The following is a 16,399-nucleotide window of genomic DNA, read 5'->3' as shown; positions in this document are numbered from 1 at the left end:
GCCATGTTTATAGCAAAAACTTGTAAAAACTTTGAATTGTAAAAAGGCTGTTCCCGGCGGGAACAGCCTTTTTGTTATTCTGCCGAATCGTCTTCGTCGTCGCCGGCAAGCTCGGCTTCCGCTTCTTCGCGGCGCGCGTTCTCCAGCTTGCTTTCGCGGTATTCGCGCAGCACGGCTTCGCCGATTACCGCTTCCAGGCGGTAGATGGGCTGGCCCTTTTCCATAAACTTCATCTCGTATTCGGTAAACACAAGATCCTCGCGCGGACCGTTTTTATGAAGATTAAGCGAAATATTGCGAAGCTGCAATTCCACCTCTGCAAAGCTGTTAAGGGAGAACTCGAACAGAGATTCCGAATCGGTCTTGAAATGGATCTCCCCGCGTTCATTCAACAGCTGGGCATACTTGCGCAGGAAGCGCGGATGCGTCAGCCGGCGGCGGGCATGCTTGCTTTTTGGCCATGGATCGCTGAAATTCAGATAAATCCGCTCGATCTCGCCCGGCTCGAACATTTCTTCGATATGCTCGATATTAGCACGAAGCAGCGCCAGATTCGGCGGCTCTTCCACTCCGTTTTCCTCCCAAATGTTGCGAGCCTTGTCGCTTGCCCGGCGGATCAGCTCGTCGTACATATCGACGCCGATATAGTTGTTGCCTGGGTTACGGAAGCTCATATTGCTTATAAAACGGCCTTTCCCCATGCCAAGCTCCACATGGATCGGCTTATCGTTGCCGAAAAACTCGCGCCATTTCCCCTTGAGCGGCTTCGCATCCAATACGACTAATTCCGGCTGCGCTTCCAGCGACTCGCGGATACCTTTTCTTCCTCTTAAACGCATCTTGTACAGATCCTCCTACAAATTAAGCTAGTCCTTATTGTGCCCAAGTTCGGTCGCCTTGTAAAGATGCCAGTTGAGACGAGGACAAAAGAAAAAGCCTTTAACGATTTTTGAATCGCCAAGGCTTTAGGTTTGTATGGATGTTGGCATAATCATTATACGAGCAATTGGTAATCAATCGGACCTTCGGATTGAATGTCGCGGTACGTGTTCTCGATAATTTCGTTCAGCTTCTTGCGCGCGGAAATTTCGATATGATGGTTATTGTGGAACCGGACTCCTGTAAGCGCCATCAATTCTTTCACCGTTAATTCAACCGTTACTTTCTCATCACCATGCGGAATTCTTGATTGTTGACTCATTGGGATCACCTCATCGATTTTTTTACTACAGCATTTCCAGTTTATCGACGTTTTATGACGATCATTACGAATTAAGCATGTAAGGTTTTTTCATTGATTTGTCGCACTTTTAATATAACAGATCATGTAAGGTATAGCAAGCCTATTTCGGTCCGGTTTTAAAATAATTTCCAGCTTGTTCTACGGCTCGGAATATCCTTAAAATGCCCCTGGCCAACCCCTGCAAGCGGGCATGGCATTTCCCCCTTCTTTCCGATAAAATGGAGAATGCCATTCTTATCCGTACCTACAAAAGGAGAACCGCATGAACGCACATTCCTTATCCTTGACGCCCGGGCAGCCGATGCTGTGGGGCGACAAACGATTTCATACATGGAACTACGAGATGCGCGAGCAGCTTGGCGGCAAAGTCTTCAAGGTGACGCTAGATGCGGGCTTTACCTGCCCGAACCGGGACGGCTCGATCGCCAAGGGCGGCTGCACGTTCTGCAGCGCCCGCGGGTCCGGCGATTTTGCCGGCAGCCGGCGCGATGATCTCGTTATCCAATTCAATAAAATCCGCGACCGCCAGCATCGGAAATGGCCGGAGGCCAATTATATCGGCTACTTCCAGGCGTATACCAATACGTATGCTCCCGTTGAGGAGCTTCGGGAGCATTACGAGGTGATTTTGCAGCAGCCGGGCGTGGTCGGGTTATCGATTGCGACGCGGCCGGACTGCCTGCCTGACGATATCGTCGAATATTTGGCCGAGTTGAACGAGCGCACCTACCTGTGGGTGGAGATGGGCTTGCAGACGATCCATGAGTCCACCTCGGAGCTCATCAACCGCGCCCATGATACGGCCTGCTATCTCGACGCGGTACGCCGACTGCGAGAGCGGGGCATCCGCGTATGCACGCATATTATTTACGGTCTGCCGCAGGAGTCGCACGAAATGATGCTGGAGACGGGCCGAGCGGTTGCCGCGATGGACGTGCAGGGCATCAAAATCCATCTGCTCCATCTCATGCGCAAGACGCCGATGGTCAAGCAATACGAAGCCGGACTGCTTCGCTTCCTCGAGCTGGACGAATACGTCAAGCTGATCGTAGACACGCTGGAATTCCTGCCGCCGGAGATGATCATTCACCGCCTGACCGGCGATGCGCCAAAGGAGCTTCTCATCGGGCCGATGTGGAGCATGCAAAAATGGGTGGTGCTGAATGCCATCGACGCGGAGCTGAAACGCCGCGGTACATGGCAAGGCAAGCTATGGGGGACGGTGTAAAATGGGGTTTCTGTCTATTCTCAGCATGGCGCATCAATGGATCGCCGAACGCGTGCAGCCGGGCGACATTGTCATTGACGCTACCGCTGGCGGGGGCGTCGATACGCTGAAGCTCGCCGAGCTGGTTGGGGCGCGCGGCACGGTACACGCGTTCGATATCCAGCAGGATGCGCTGGACCGGACGCTCGAGCGGCTCCGCCCGCTGGAGGAGCGCGGCAAGCTGCCGCAGGTGCGGCTTCACCTGCGGAATCACGCATTGATGGCGGAGGCCGTTGGACCCTCCGCCGAAGGAAACGTTGCAGCCGTGATGTTCAATCTCGGCTATTTGCCGGGCGGCGACGAGTCGGTCATTACGGTACCGACGACAACGATCGCCGCCCTGGACGCGGCGCTGGCGCTGCTGCGCCGCGGCGGCATTGTCACTGTCGCGCTGTACCCGGGGCACCCGGGCGGCGCGGAGGAGGCGGCGATTGTCGCCGACTGGGCAGCGAAGCTGCCCGGGGCCATGTATGCGGCTGTTCTGTACCGCCAGCCGCAAAGAGACACCGCGCCGTATTTGATCGCGGTGGAGAAGAGGTAGCGCAGCCCGGGGCTTGCCCGGCAGCTATAAGTGGCGCGCCCGAAGGGTTTTTTAATTACCCTTCGGGCGCGCTTTTTATCGCAAGGACATTTTTCTCCCGCTTCACCGCCTCCGCGCATCACCTTAACGATGCCTCGTATCGTTAAGCCCGCAAAGCGCAATATCGTCCCGATTCCCATTCCCTCCGACACGATGCCGCCAGCGTAAAACATTTTCTCACGCCAACCCACTTGCTCTCCGGAAGCATTTTTGATACGATCAATCCAACTTATTAAAGACGTTTAATAAGTCTGTGCAGAGGAGTTGTAAACAACCGTGAGCGATTTTCCGGCAACGCCTAAAGAGATGAAAAATGTAATTCTATACGGCCTGCGTTCCGCCCTGCTGACGATGGGAAGCGCGACCAAAGCGGAGCTGAGCCAAAAGCTTGGCCTCAGCTTTCCGACAATCAGCAAGTTTCTGACGCAAATGGAAGAGGCCGGCGAGCTGCTGACCGTAGGGCTGGACGATTCGAGCGGCGGAAGAAGGGCTCAACGCTACGCGTACAATACGGAGTTTATGCTGGGGCTGGCTCTCTTTTTCGAGAAGTCGGAGATCAGCTATACGATCTTTAACTGTGCGGGAGACATCAAGGAGCAGGGCACGACGTCAAGCGCATTAATGAATGATCTCCCCAGCCTGACCTTGTATATCGAACAGCTTCTGCTGAGTCATCCAACCATCAAATCCATAGCGATCGGGGTACCGGGCGCGGTCAATAACGGCCGTGTCATTCATATCCCGGATTACTCCAACTTCCAAAATATGAACCTGAAGCAATACCTGGAGGAGCAATTCTCCCTGCCTGTCGTGGTGGAGAACGATATGAATGCCGCCGTGCTGGGCTATTACAAAACAGGAAGCCACGAGAATAATCCTTCCCTCGTCTATTTGTATTTCGGGCAATTCGGCCCGGGCGCGGGCATTATGATCAACGGGGATGTCGTAAGAGGCAGCACCTTCTTCTCCGGAGAAGTCTCCTTCGTGCCTCAATACGATGAGCTGAACTTCCAACAAGCGATACAAAAAAAGGACGGAGCCAGCAGGCTCGATGCCATCAGCAGACTTATCGCTTCATTTGCGGCGATTATCAATCCGCATACGATTGTGTTTAATAACGCCGAGGTGAATGACGCCATTCTGGGACGGATCCTGGAGCGAAGCGCCGATTATATCCCAATGGAGCATCTCCCCCTTCTGAAGGCAAGCGATATGAAGAAGGATTATCTGGACGGCCTGCAAAGCCTTGGGCTGGATCTGATGATCTCCAATTGATTAAAGAAGCAGGTGAACGAGTATGGCAACTTTTTTTCTGATCATTATTTATTTGGCTTTTATCAGTCTAGGCTTGCCGGACTCCCTTCTCGGCACGGCGTGGCCGGTCATGCGGCCGGAGCTGAACGCTCCCCTTGGAGCGGCGGGCGTGCTGTATATGACCATTGCCGCCGGAACGATCGTCTCCAGTCTCGCAAGCGGCACGATTCTTACTCGCTTTGGCACCGGAAGAGTAACCTTGGTCAGCTGTATTATGACCGCTGGCGCCCTGCTTGGTTATGCCACCTCTCCGTCCCTTGTCTGGCTGCTCGTTTGCGCGATTCCGTTAGGGCTTGGAGCCGGAGCGGTTGACGCCGGCCTGAACAACTATGTGGCCGCCCATTACAAAGCGCATCATATGAGCTGGCTGCATTGTTTCTGGGGCGTGGGCGCAACGCTTGGACCTGTCATTATGGCTCAATTCATTTCCAATAACGCCTGGAGATACGGCTATCTGACCGTTGCGGCTATCCAATGCGTTCTCGTGGTCATCCTGTTCTTCTCCCTTCCCTTGTGGGACCGGGTTGCCAAAATTCACAGCAGAACCTCGTCCCGCGCCGTGCTGGAGGAAGCCGCAAACGAGCGCGGGGAGGAAGCTTCAGCCGGCCATCCGTTGCAAATCAGAGGCGTCAAGCTCGCGCTTGTTTCCTTCATGCTGTACTGCGGGATTGAAGCGGCAGTAGGTCTGTGGGGCAGCAGCTATCTTGTAAATATGAAAAACGTATCCGCTTCTACGGCCGCGCAATGGGTGTCGCTCTACTATGCAGGCATTACGGCAGGCCGGTTTATTACGGGCTTTATCACCTTCAAGGTCAGCAACCGCAATCTGATCCGCGGAGGCCAGCTAATCGCCTTAATCGGTGCCCTGCTGCTCTTCCTTCCGCTGCCTGAAGGCTTTGCGCTTGCCGGCTTGATCGTTGTGGGCTTTGGCCTTGCCCCCATCTATCCGTGCATGCTGCACGAAACGCCGGTACGGTTCGGGACAAAGCAATCGCAATCCATTATGGGTTACCAAATGGCCGTGGCTTACACCGGCAGCACGCTGATGCCGCCGCTTCTCGGTTTATTGGCTTCCTCGATTACAATCGGCATTTTCCCGTTCTATATCGTCCTGTGCACGGCAGCCATGCTCCTGTTTACGGAACGGCTCAATATTTTCCTTCGGTCAAAAACCAGCCTGACGCACGCAAGCACAGGTTCGGGTTCGGGTACAGATCAATCCATATAAACGCGCAAAAACCTGCCGGGATGCCCGGCAGGTTTATTTTATCCCTATTCGCTTGCAGCAGCCGCCTGCGCCTTCGTTAGCCGCGACGTCCCGATTACGCTGCTGATTTGCGCTATAATGCCATCCAGCGATGCCGGATCGTGAACATCGTATTCGTCAATGTTCAGTCTTAGCACCGGGCAAGCGTTAAACTCGCCGATCCAGGCTGCGTATCGTTCATGCATCCGCTCCCAATAAGCGCGTTCCGTCTGAATTTCCATCTCCCGTCCGCGCGCCGCGATCCGGTTCAGAATGGACGGCAGGCTGCCTTCCAAATAAATCAGAATATCCGGATGCGGAAAATACGGCGTCATCACCATCGCTTCGAACAAGCTGGTATACGTCGCGTAATCCGTTGCGGTCATCGTTCCCTGATCCGCATGCATTTTGGCGAAGATGCCGGTGTCCTCGTATATGGAACGATCCTGCACAAATCCTCCGCCTGCTTCAAAAATCGCCTTCTGCTCTTTAAAGCGCTCAGCCAGAAAATAGATTTGCAGATGGAAGCTCCACCGCTCAAAATCATGGTAAAACTTCTCCAGATACGGGTTATGCTCGACCTGCTCGAGCGAAGTCCGAAAGCCAAGACGCTCGGCCAAAGCGGACGTTAACGTCGATTTGCCGACCCCAACCGTACCGGCTATCGTAATAAGCGCATTAGAAGGAATGCCATGTTCCATGTATAATAACTCCTTTTATTACCGCGTAAACGGCTGTTCCGCTCATAGGAGCGGCAAACGTTCCACATAGCTTCCTATTGTATCATATGAGCAGCCGCGAGCAATGGTTTTATATGGGCGCAGGCAAAAAAAAGCCGCCTCCCGGGGCGGCCTTGATTCTTCTAGAAACCTACGGACAGGGCATCCGAGCTTACCCTCATAATAACCGGCTTAGGCGTCGGCTTCGCTTGACGTTCTCCTCCGCCCAGCGCGTACAGGACGGCAAGCAGCGTATGGCTGCTCTTGACAATCTCGCCCGTCGCCAAATAATGCTGCAGGTCAAACGGAAGCAGCTCGATAACCGTATGCTTGTAAAGCTCCTTCTCGTTCAGCTGCAGAGCGGCAAATTCACGGGATACTTCCTCCGGACGCTCGGCAAGACGGCGCATCCAGCCGCTCCATTCCGATTTGTCCATCGTGAATTCCCACCAAGTTTTCCGCGGCTTGTAGTTATGGTTCAGGAAGTAATCGTACTTCATGAGGCCAAGCACGACGTCCAGATCCAGCTTAGCCGCTTCTTCGGATGCCGCATTCGCCTTGTACTCGGAGAGGAACGCCCACAGCCTTGAGAAGAGATCCTCCAGCTGATGCCCGATCTTCTGCCAGCCTCTCTCCTCCCAAAAGTCTCCAAAATATTGGAAGAAATCAAACGGAGAAGGAAACACATTGTTGACGAGGTAGCCCAAAGTACGGTCCATCCGGTGCGCGTTCCAGTACTTCTCCAGCACATCCTCTACCCGCTTGATCCGCACGATATCGGCAAACGGCATCAACTCGTTGCCAAGCATTTCGTACGGCGCGTGGTCCATATAAATGTAGCCCCATTTATCGGCATCCCGCCGCAAGCCCGTTCCGCGCAGCATCTTCAGGAAGCCAAGCTGCAGCTCCTCAGGACCCAGCTCGAACACGTCGTTAAACGTCCCGCGGAACGTATCGTAATTCTCGAGCGGCAAGCCTGCGATCAAGTCCAAATGCTGGTCGATCTTGCCCGATTCCTTCACCTTCGTAACGGTCCGCACAAGCTTCTTCCAGTTCTGGCGGCGCTGCACCGCTTCATTGGTCGGATCATTGGTCGACTGAACGCCAATCTCGAAGCGGAAAACGCCCGGCGGCGCGTGCTCCGCCAAATAATCGAGCACTTCCGGCCGCATGATATCGGCGGTAATCTCGAACTGGAATACGCAGCCGCGGTGGTTCTCGATGAGGAATTTAAACATTTCGAGCGCGTAGTCCCGCTTGATGTTGAAGGTACGGTCCACGAATTTGATCAGCTTCGCGCCGGAATCGATCAGATACGTAATATCGGCCTTCGTTCGCTCCATATCGAAATACCGGACCCCAACCTCGATACTCGACAAACAGAATTGGCAGCTGAACGGACAGCCGCGGCTTGTCTCGAAATAAACAACCCGGCTGCCCAGATGAGGAATATCCTCCTCGAAGCGGTGCGGAGACGGCAGCGTCGCCAAATCCAGCTTCGGACGGCCGGGATTGAGAAGAATCTCTACCCGGTCCTCGCGCTGCTTGCGGTAAGCAATGCCGAACACCATATGGTATTTGCCCGCTCCCTCAATCTCCGTCAGCAGATGATGGAAGGTCTCTTCCCCCTCGCCAACGACGATAAAATCGACCTCCGGAATTCGCTCCATCCAATATTCCGTATCGTAGCTCACTTCCGGTCCGCCAAGGACAATCTTGATCTCCGGCATGATTTTTCGCAGCATATTGATGACGGTAATCGTCTCTTCAATATTCCAGATATAGCAGGAGAAGCCTACAACATCCGGTTTGCGCGAAAAAATGTCCGAGACGATATTCATCACGGGATCTTTAATGGTATACTCTGCGATTTCCATATCGAAATGCTCGCCGCTGTACGCCTTCAGGCAGCGCAGGGCAAGCGAAGTATGAATATATTTGGCATTTAACGTGGATAACACAACTTTCATCACGGTACCTCTTTCTGCTCTCATGCAAGCTTCCCCTATTGTACCGAAAACACGGCAAAAAAAGAAGAGGCCCGCCGCCGGGAGCATCCATGCTGCCCTAGCGGTAAGCCTCTTTTTTGTATAATGGAGAATTAGTCCCTCATATCGATATAAAGCTGATCTTTAAACTGCATATCCAGAATCGGGAAGCGAACCTCCCATTTGTCATTGCCAAGCGCCTTCACTTCGCTTGCGTTAAAGCCGCGAGGTTCGAAGCCGAAAATACGGTCGTAATAAATCTGGAATTGAATCTTGTCGCCAGGCAGCATCCGATGAAGCTCGTTGGCCAGGTTAATCGCCCAGGTGCGAAGGCCCTCTTTGTTCTGCCCGCCGTAATACGTGTAGAAGACGGGATCCATATCCGTCGTAATGACAAGCCAGCCTTGGGAATCACGCGTAACCTTCCAATTACTCAGCTCCGCTTCCCCTTGTTCCGTCGAGAAAACACCAAATTGCTCTTTCAATAAAGCCGCAATCTTATCCTCCGATTGACCAACAAGCGTATCCGGCAAGGTTGGATCCAGGAATTTCACTTTGTCGGAAGGCACCTTCGGAAGATCCTCCATCAGCATCGCCGCATAGACCGTCGAGACCGCGAAATTCAGATCCGCTTGCGACGTATAGCCCGCGGATGTGATGCCAATCAGCTCGCCGTATTCATCAAATAAAGCGCCGCCGGAGCTGCCATGGTCGATCGGAGCGCTGGTCTGGATGTAACGCGTGCTGCCCTCGTAGATGACATTGCTGACCAGACCGTCGGAAACCGTATTTTGAAGACCAAGCGGACTTCCGATCGCGACAACTTTATCGCCTTTTTTCACGTTCAGGCTGCTGTAGCCTACCTCGACCGGCGTCGAACCAATCGACTGGTCGGTCTGGATAATCGCCAAATCGTTGTTTTGGCTGTATGTAACAACGCCGGATACCTTAATTTGCTTATTGTTTACGGTAATAACCGTTGCCGAAGAGGCATCCTGCATCACATGGTAATTCGTAAGAACGTAACGGTCGCCAATCACTACGCCGCTGCCGAGACCCAAATTGGTCGTAATGGTAACCACGCTGTCGTCGTACATGTCGACGATTTGCTGCGGCGTATATTTCGGACGGTTGTTCAGCTCCTCCTGAAGCTGCTCGTATTCCTGTTCGTATTCGTATTCCTCCGTTGTGATTCGCACAGCCTGCTTGGCATTATCCCATTTCACCGTGCCGCCAAGCGACTCGGCTACGAAACGGGCCGGAACATAAGTCGTATTGTTCTTGATTTCAGGCGCGGCATCCAGCTTCACGGACTTGCCGTTGATTAGCGCTACTTTGTTGCCGATCGTAAGCGTAATGGAGGTGTTATCCTTGCGGACGATAATCGTCTGCGCCTTCTCTTCCCAGGTTACGGAGGCATTCAAGGCTTTGAACAGCTCGCGCATCGGAACGAAGGTTACGCCATTTTTCGTATAGGGAGCTTTCGAGAGCGAAAGCTTCTTGTCGTCGACGTAGACGCTGATGGCGGAAGCTTTGGCCGCAATTGCGAATTTCACGGGAGACGTTGCGGCTGCGGCATGCTGCGGAGCCCCGAGAGGAGAAAGCAGGAGGCCTGCTGCAAGCAGCGGAGTTAATAAGGTATAGGATATTTTTTTCTTCACGATTACTTTTTCCTCCAAATTTTTACTGTATTACCAGCGATAATGATAGATTAATCTATCGTACCACTATCAGCCTTCGTTTGTCTATGAAAATGGTTTCATAGGATAATCATGCCAATGCTTATTATATCGGCCCAACATGAACGTAGTGTGAAGGGTTCCGTGTAGAATTTGCAAAGCCGATCATGGTATAGTGATTGCAGTCAAGCTTGAGCAAGTCAAGCGCAGGAGGAACTTAAAGTCATGCCAAAGAAACCTAATAGCCCCGGCCCGGCTAAAAGCGCTTCATCCAAAAACAGCTCGGCCACGCCAAACAAGACGTTTGCCGTTACGGAGGAGTCCGAGCTGCTCGCTTTTTTGCTGGCTCATCTGAACCAGGGCCGCAACTCCGTCAAATCGCTGCTGGCGCATGGTCAGGTATACGTCAATGACCGCGCTGAAACGAAATATAACTACCCGCTTCAGCCCGGGCAAACGGTTGTCATCCGCAAGGAACGGGAAAAAGAGAAGTTCCCCCTCGTCGGACTTACGATTCTGCATGAGGACGAGCATGTCATTGTGGCCAGCAAAGAGGCCGGTCTTCTTACCATAGCTTCGGATAAAGAAACCGAGATGACCGCTTACCGCCAGTTGATGGCCTATGTTCGCGATTCCGATCCGAAGAACCGGATCTTTATCGTTCACCGCCTCGACCGGGATACTTCCGGGGTGCTGATGTTCGCGAGGAGCGAGGCCGTGCAGCAAAGGCTGCAGGAAGAGTGGCAAACGATCGTGAAGGAACGATCTTACGTTGCGCTCGTGGAGGGCGAAGTGAAACGGCAGGAGGGCACCATCTCCTCTTGGCTGAAGGAAAGCAAAACGCTCCGAATGTATTCCAGCCCCCACCCGAATGACGGACAACACGCGGTAACCCACTACAAGCTGCTGCAGGCGGGAAAAGCCTATTCGCTCGTAGAGGTCCATCTGGAGACCGGCCGTAAAAACCAAATCCGCGTTCATATGCAAGATATCGGGCACCCTATCGCGGGAGATAAAAAATACGGCTCGCAGACTAAGCCGATCGGCCGTCTTGGGCTGCACGCGCGTGTTCTTGCCTTCGAGCACCCGGTAACGGGGAAGCTGCTGAAATTTGATACCGGCATCCCCAAGCTGTTCTACAATCCGCTCCGGAACGGGGCGCCTACAACAGACAGAAGAAGCAAAGGATGATCATATGCTTGAGATTACGACCTACAGCGTAGAGTTTATTAAAGATCCGTTCGGCATCCTGTCCGGACGCCGATACGAGTTTCTGATCGATATCGATCTGGATGAGGAAGATGAATTGTATTCGAAGAACGGCATCTATATCCGCGCCGTATACAGCGAAGAGGAAGGCGGCGGCCGTCTGGTCAAGCATGAGCTGATCGAGCGGGTAACGGACAAGCTGCTCGACTTCGAATTGGAGGAAGACGAGGAGCAGGAGCTGCTTGCTTTCTGCAAGGAGCATTACAAGGAAGCGGATGAGCAATGATGAAGAGGCTGACCGGTCATTTGACTGGTCAGCCTCTTTTTTCGTGCCTATACCGGGATGCGGTAAGACGAATACTCCTCGATAATATGCTCGCCGTTGTTGTATACCCATTGAAAGCAGAAGCGGTTGCCTTCATAGCGGGTACGTTTCCGGATATCCGGCAAAATAACCGATTCGAAATGGTCCGTAATCGCCTGCTGCATGCCGCGAAGCCTTTCCTCGTTCGCCTGCTGCTGCGCTGCCGCCTCCTCGTCCGACTGGGCCGTCTGCCGGAAATACAGGATAGCTACCTCCGTATCGCTTACGTCCCCCGGGATCGGATGTCCCGAGCCGCGGAAAACTTCCTTCACCGTATCAATCCAATTTCTATATAAATCTATCGTAATGTCATACATCTGGTCCGAATCTCCCTTCATAATATAACGCCTTGAAGTTGCAAGGCTTCTTCTTTTCCCTTCGTGCTCCCGCATATACATAACTAGCAGCAATATCATCGCAGCAAAGGAATGAATGCGGACTATGGATATGGATCGAATCCGCGCAAGGATCGAGCGGATGCGAAGCGAGCTCCTGCAGCTTCAATCAGCCGATGGCTCATGGCGTCTTTGCTTTGATTCCGGCACGATGCCGGACAGTTATTTTATCATTATTCTCCGGATGCTTGGCTACGGCCAAGATGAGGCGCTTATCCGCCAAATCGCAAGCCGGATCCTGAGCAGGCAGCTTCCTAACGGTACTTGGAAGATCTATCCCGACGAAGAAGACGGCAATCTGGACGCGACGGCGGAGGCTTATTTCGCGCTGCTCTATTCCGGTTATTTGAACAAACTGGATCCCCGCATGCAGCTGGCGAAGCAGTTTATTCTAAGCAAAGGCGGCTTGTCCAAAATCCGCTCTCTCCTGACGCAGGCGATCTTCGCCGCGGCAGGTCAGGCGGCATGGCCAAAGTCGATGCGCATTCCCCTCGAGGTCTTTTTCTCCGACAACGGCATCGGCATCGATCTCTTTTCCTTGTCCGGGCATGCCCGCGTACATATCGTGCCGATCATTATGCTCGCTAACGCTCAGTTCGTGCAGCATAGCGCCTCCATGCCCGATCTGTCCGATCTGTTCGAAGGCAGCTCCAAGCGATTCGAGAACGATTCGCCATGGATTGCGGCCTTGGCTACGTTGGTGGGTTCCTTGTCGCTATCGGAGCTGCTTCCTTTCGAATCGCCTACCCCGCAGGAAAAAGCGGTTCAATTTCTATTCGAACGGCTGGAACCGGACGGTACGCTCCTTACTTATACAACGGCTACCATGTTTATGATTCTGGCGCTTCTGATGCTTGGTTATTCTACAAATTCACCGCTCATTCACCGCATGGTGTCCGGCATCCGTTCCGTCATGTGCGCCAACAGCCATGTGCAGATCGCCTCCTCGGAAGTATGGGATACGGCCATGCTGGTTCATGCCCTGCGCAAGGCCGGAGTAAATCCTACCTCCACCGCGCTGGAGAACGCCGGGGCTTATCTGCGCCAAAGACAGCAGACCCAGCTTGGAGACTGGGCAATCCGCAACCCCGGCACGCCAGCCGGAGGCTGGGGCTTCTCCAACGTAAACACCCTTTATCCGGATGTGGACGATACCACAGCCGCCCTTCGCGCCATCCAGCCCTACAGCTCCCGCACGCCGGAGCTGCAAGCGGACTGGCAGCGCGGACTGAATTGGGTGCTGACCATGCGCAACGATAACGGCGGCTGGCCGGCGTTTGAACGGCAGGGCTCGCGGCTGCCGATAGCTTTCTTTCATTTCGAAGGGGCCAAGGATATCGCGGTTGATCCTTCGACGGTCGACCTGACCTCGCGCACGCTGCAATTTCTCGGCCAGGAGCTTGGCATGAACGCCGGCAACAGCTGGATCGAATCCACGCTGCGCTGGGTCCTGTCCCAGCAGGAAAGCAACGGCAGCTGGTACGGGCGCTGGGGCATTACTTACGTGCACGGCACAAGCGCTGCCATTCAAGGGCTGACGGCCGTAGGCATCGCGGAGGATCATCCGGCGGTCAAGAAAGGGGTCGACTGGCTGCTTCAGGTCCAGAATGAAGACGGAGGCTGGGGCGAATCCTGTATCAGCGATAAAGTCAGGCGTTACGTTCCCTTAAACTTCAGCACGCCATCCCAGACGGCTTGGGCGCTGGATGGGCTGACCGCGGCTTTGCCTAAGCCTACTCCCGCTTTGGAGCGCGGCGTGGAAGCTCTCCTGCAGTCCCTTGACCGCCGCGACTGGACTTATACGTATCCGACCGGCGGAGCTCTTCCCGGCAGCGTCTATGCCCATTATGCCAGCAACAACTATATTTGGCCGCTTCTTGCCCTCAGCAATATTTGGCTGAAATACAGCTGATACCCCTGCGGTCAGGCTCCCTTATCCGAAGGGGGCCTTCGTTTTATGCTCTTGTCCTTTACGATAACGCAAGAGCATCGGCTTCTGCAACCGCCCCCTCCATGCTTCCGCATCCGTTGCAATGAGGGGCGAAGTCAAGGTAATCTAAGGGATAGCACCGTTGATGAAAGCTAAAGCAGTTACTATATTTTAAGGAGGGAGCATTATGCCGCAGCTTTTGTTTCGCGGGGTACCCGCAGACCGGCTCACAACGGTTAGCCAGGCGCTTGCCGAGGAACTGGCCTCCGTATGCGAATGCGGAACGGACAACTTTACGATGGAATGCCTGCATACGACAGCCGTCTTTGGCGGTCTCGCGGAAGGACAATCGTATCCGTTCGTTGAGGTGGGCTGGTTCGAACGCGGACAAGCGGTCCGTGACCGGTTCGCGCAGGCCGTTACCGCGCAGCTCGCCCGGATCGGCATTGACGAAGTGGAGGTTGCGTTCCGAACGTACCGGGAAGACAGCTACTACATAAACGGCAAGCCGTGTTGTTAAGCCTTTTTAAACAACAAAGGAGCCTTTGGACCCATTCATGATCCAAGGCTCCCTATTATGTTAGGACACCGCTTTGCGGTCGTTGTCGCTTGCTTTGCTTTTGCAGGCTTTGCAAATTCCGTGGAAATCAAGGCGGTGGTCCAATACCTTGAATCCGAATTCCTTCGCAATCCGGTTCTCCATCGGAAGCAGCCAGTCGTCCATAATCTCCTCGACCGTACCGCATTCGGTACAAATCAGATGATGATGGTGATGCTCCTGATCGTTGCTTCTCAGATCGTAACGCGTCGCTCCGTCGCCGAAATTCACTTTTTCCACGACATGCAGCTCGCTCAGCAGCTCCAGGGAACGGTAAACCGTTGCCAGACCGATATCCGGATTGCTGCGCTTCAGCAGCATGTAGACATCCTCCGCGCTGAGATGATCCTTCTCGTTCTCCAGCAATACGCGGACAGTCGCTGCGCGCTGCGGCGTTAATTTGTAGCCTTTTGTTCTTAATTGACGGTTGATCGTTTCCATTTGTTCTTCGATCATAATAAAGCTCACCCGCCTTTCCTTGTGTTTCAATATCCGATGCGCTGTGTTCAAGCTTATTTAGAATGATTATAATTTAGAATAATTATAATCTTAACATAGTTATCATTATTACACAATGACATCTAAAAATTCACAGTGACCACCGATTAATCAGCTCGATATCCGCAAATTTGCCCTCCGCGAATTCTTTGTCGCCAAAGATGCCGCTAATGCGGTTGAATCCGGATTTGGTCCAGAAGCGCAAGCCTGCCCAATTGCGGAGAGATACGTTCACCCTGACTTCCGAGTAACCAAGAAGACCGATCTCCAGCAGAAAATGCTTCATGACTTCCTGGCCGTAGCCCTGATTCTGAAAGTCCCCGCTGATGCACATCATCGCCAGATAAAGCGAATCCCGATGCGGATAGCCGTGATAAACGCTAAGGAACCCAACGATTTCTTCCGTTGTTTTCAGCCTGATGGCCTGGATCCGGAACTTGTCCTTCACGCCGCCTTCCGGCAGTATGCCTTCATGATAGGAACGCTCGATATAATGAGGATCATGCTCTTTCCCGTCCCACAAGACAACCGGCGCGCTTGCCATGTACAGCTCCTGCACAAGACCAATTTCAAATGGCTGCAAATCTTCACAACTAAAAGTCGGGGTACTCCAAGAGGAAGGGATTAGGTTCATTATGTATCACCCGTTACGTTTGTAATAATTACGCCGGTTCTACAGTTTCGACATAACTCGCCGCATTCCTTCTTTCCTCGCCTTTATTCTGCGGATACAGTCTTTACCATTCTCGTATAACGGTGTCCGCTAATAAGAAGCTCGCCGTCTGCGCTGTAGCCCATTTTCTCGTAAAGCAGCCTTGCCTGGCCGTTGTATTCTTCGACAATCAAGGAGACCAGCCGATAGCCTTGCTTCACGGCCTCCCGTTCGAAAGCAGCCATCAGCGCCTTGGCAATGCCTTGGTTGCGGAACGAGGAATGGACGGCAATCGAGTCCAGGTAAAACTCGCCCGGGCGCGTTTCCGTCAAAATCGTATAATCCTGAATTCCGGTTACGCGCTCCACGCGCTCGACTAAGGGCTGATCCAATTGCTCGGCATCGTCCCCCGGATAGCAAACCAATATACCGGCAACCACGCCGTCTCTTTTGTCCGCGATTACATTCCTGTAGCTGACCCGGTTCCCCTCTTCGATATAGAATTCCGCCAAGATCCGCATCGCTTCCGCTTCATCCTCCACTCCCGCAAGCGAGCAGGCGATATTGCCGATAGCCTCATGCAGCAGCGGCATTACTTGCTCCACGTCTTCCTTGCCTGCCGGTCCAATCATGCTGCCTCATTCCTCTCCAACTATTAATAATTTCGGTTTATACGGTACGAACATCCATTCTATCATGCTATAATCGACAACAGGT

General features: G+C 53.3%; 17 protein-coding genes. 8 read left to right on the top strand and 9 right to left on the bottom strand.

Annotated features, from left to right (window positions below; all coding sequences use genetic code 11):
* Nucleotides 1–74: 74 nt before the first annotated feature.
* Both trmB and EV294_RS00705 read right to left on the bottom strand, forming a co-directional pair.
* Nucleotides 75–839: a tRNA (guanosine(46)-N7)-methyltransferase TrmB gene (trmB, locus tag EV294_RS00710; protein ID WP_132303121.1), complete on the bottom strand. Its 765-nt coding sequence runs from the start codon at nucleotides 837–839 to the stop codon at nucleotides 75–77.
* A gap of 155 nt (nucleotides 840–994) precedes the next feature.
* Nucleotides 995–1,201: a hypothetical protein gene (locus EV294_RS00705; RefSeq protein ID WP_132303120.1), complete on the bottom strand. Its 207-nt coding sequence runs from the start codon at nucleotides 1,199–1,201 to the stop codon at nucleotides 995–997.
* 304 nt (nucleotides 1,202–1,505) lie between these two features.
* Between EV294_RS00705 and mnmL the strand changes: the two genes are divergently transcribed.
* The 4 genes from mnmL (at nucleotide 1,506) to EV294_RS00685 (ending at nucleotide 5,632) form a co-directional block, all read left to right on the top strand.
* Nucleotides 1,506–2,471, top strand: coding sequence for a tRNA modification radical SAM protein MnmL/YtqA (gene mnmL, locus EV294_RS00700; protein ID WP_132303119.1), 966 nt, complete (start codon nucleotides 1,506–1,508; stop codon nucleotides 2,469–2,471).
* A gap of 1 nt (nucleotide 2,472) precedes the next feature.
* On the top strand, nucleotides 2,473–3,051 hold the full coding sequence (gene mnmM / locus EV294_RS00695) for a tRNA 5-(aminomethyl)-2-thiouridylate-methyltransferase MnmM (protein WP_132303118.1): 579 nt from the start codon (nucleotides 2,473–2,475) through the stop codon (nucleotides 3,049–3,051).
* A gap of 315 nt (nucleotides 3,052–3,366) precedes the next feature.
* Nucleotides 3,367–4,365, top strand: coding sequence for an ROK family transcriptional regulator (locus tag EV294_RS00690; RefSeq protein ID WP_132303117.1), 999 nt, complete (start codon nucleotides 3,367–3,369; stop codon nucleotides 4,363–4,365).
* Between the two features lie 22 nt (nucleotides 4,366–4,387).
* Nucleotides 4,388–5,632 (top strand): MFS transporter, encoded by a 1,245-nt coding sequence (locus EV294_RS00685; RefSeq protein WP_132303116.1) that lies wholly within the window; start codon nucleotides 4,388–4,390, stop codon nucleotides 5,630–5,632.
* A gap of 44 nt (nucleotides 5,633–5,676) precedes the next feature.
* Here EV294_RS00685 and EV294_RS00680 read toward each other — a convergent pair whose 3' ends face one another.
* The 3 genes from EV294_RS00680 to EV294_RS00670 form a co-directional block, all read right to left on the bottom strand.
* Nucleotides 5,677–6,351 (bottom strand): deoxynucleoside kinase, encoded by a 675-nt coding sequence (locus EV294_RS00680; protein WP_132303115.1) that lies wholly within the window; start codon nucleotides 6,349–6,351, stop codon nucleotides 5,677–5,679.
* A gap of 161 nt (nucleotides 6,352–6,512) precedes the next feature.
* On the bottom strand, nucleotides 6,513–8,339 hold the full coding sequence (locus EV294_RS00675; protein WP_132305192.1) for a B12-binding domain-containing radical SAM protein: 1,827 nt from the start codon (nucleotides 8,337–8,339) through the stop codon (nucleotides 6,513–6,515).
* A 131-nt stretch (nucleotides 8,340–8,470) separates the two neighbouring features.
* Nucleotides 8,471–10,018 carry a stalk domain-containing protein gene (locus EV294_RS00670; protein ID WP_165930542.1) on the bottom strand — a complete coding sequence of 516 codons (1,548 nt, stop codon included), beginning with the start codon at nucleotides 10,016–10,018 and terminating at the stop codon, nucleotides 8,471–8,473.
* 243 nt (nucleotides 10,019–10,261) lie between these two features.
* On the opposite strand from EV294_RS00670, the gene EV294_RS00665 reads away from it, so the two are divergent.
* Nucleotides 10,262–11,227 (top strand): RluA family pseudouridine synthase, encoded by a 966-nt coding sequence (locus EV294_RS00665; protein ID WP_132303113.1) that lies wholly within the window; start codon nucleotides 10,262–10,264, stop codon nucleotides 11,225–11,227.
* Nucleotides 11,228–11,231: 4 nt separating this feature from the next.
* Nucleotides 11,232–11,531, top strand: a complete 300-nt coding sequence (locus tag EV294_RS00660; RefSeq protein WP_132303112.1) for a DUF6509 family protein — start codon at nucleotides 11,232–11,234, stop codon at nucleotides 11,529–11,531.
* A gap of 47 nt (nucleotides 11,532–11,578) precedes the next feature.
* On the opposite strand, the gene EV294_RS00655 is transcribed toward EV294_RS00660, so the two are convergent.
* Entirely contained in the window at nucleotides 11,579–11,947 is a 369-nt protein-coding gene (locus EV294_RS00655; RefSeq protein WP_243711536.1) for a hypothetical protein, read from the bottom strand.
* A 103-nt stretch (nucleotides 11,948–12,050) separates the two neighbouring features.
* On the opposite strand from EV294_RS00655, the gene EV294_RS00650 reads away from it, so the two are divergent.
* Both EV294_RS00650 and EV294_RS00645 read left to right on the top strand, forming a co-directional pair.
* A complete protein-coding gene (locus tag EV294_RS00650; RefSeq protein ID WP_243711535.1) occupies nucleotides 12,051–13,916 on the top strand; it encodes a prenyltransferase/squalene oxidase repeat-containing protein in 1,866 nt (621 codons plus the stop codon).
* A 205-nt stretch (nucleotides 13,917–14,121) separates the two neighbouring features.
* Nucleotides 14,122–14,454, top strand: a complete 333-nt coding sequence (locus EV294_RS00645) for a DUF1904 family protein (protein ID WP_132303111.1) — start codon at nucleotides 14,122–14,124, stop codon at nucleotides 14,452–14,454.
* Nucleotides 14,455–14,514: 60 nt separating this feature from the next.
* Here the strand turns inward: EV294_RS00645 and fur are convergent, their stop codons facing one another.
* From fur to EV294_RS00630, 3 genes are all read right to left on the bottom strand, one after another.
* Nucleotides 14,515–14,985: a ferric iron uptake transcriptional regulator gene (gene fur, locus EV294_RS00640; protein ID WP_132305186.1), complete on the bottom strand. Its 471-nt coding sequence runs from the start codon at nucleotides 14,983–14,985 to the stop codon at nucleotides 14,515–14,517.
* 136 nt (nucleotides 14,986–15,121) lie between these two features.
* Entirely contained in the window at nucleotides 15,122–15,613 is a 492-nt protein-coding gene (locus EV294_RS00635) for a GNAT family N-acetyltransferase (protein WP_243711534.1), read from the bottom strand.
* Between the two features lie 134 nt (nucleotides 15,614–15,747).
* Complete coding sequence (locus EV294_RS00630) at nucleotides 15,748–16,314, bottom strand: GNAT family N-acetyltransferase (protein ID WP_132303110.1); 567 nt, start codon at nucleotides 16,312–16,314, stop codon at nucleotides 15,748–15,750.
* Nucleotides 16,315–16,399: the final 85 nt, after the last annotated feature.

Source organism: Paenibacillus sp. BK033 (genome assembly GCF_004345425.1).
Lineage (GTDB): Bacteria > Bacillota > Bacilli > Paenibacillales > Paenibacillaceae > Pristimantibacillus.
Note: the sequence above shows the minus strand (reverse complement) of the source record. Positions and strands in the feature narration are given on the sequence as shown.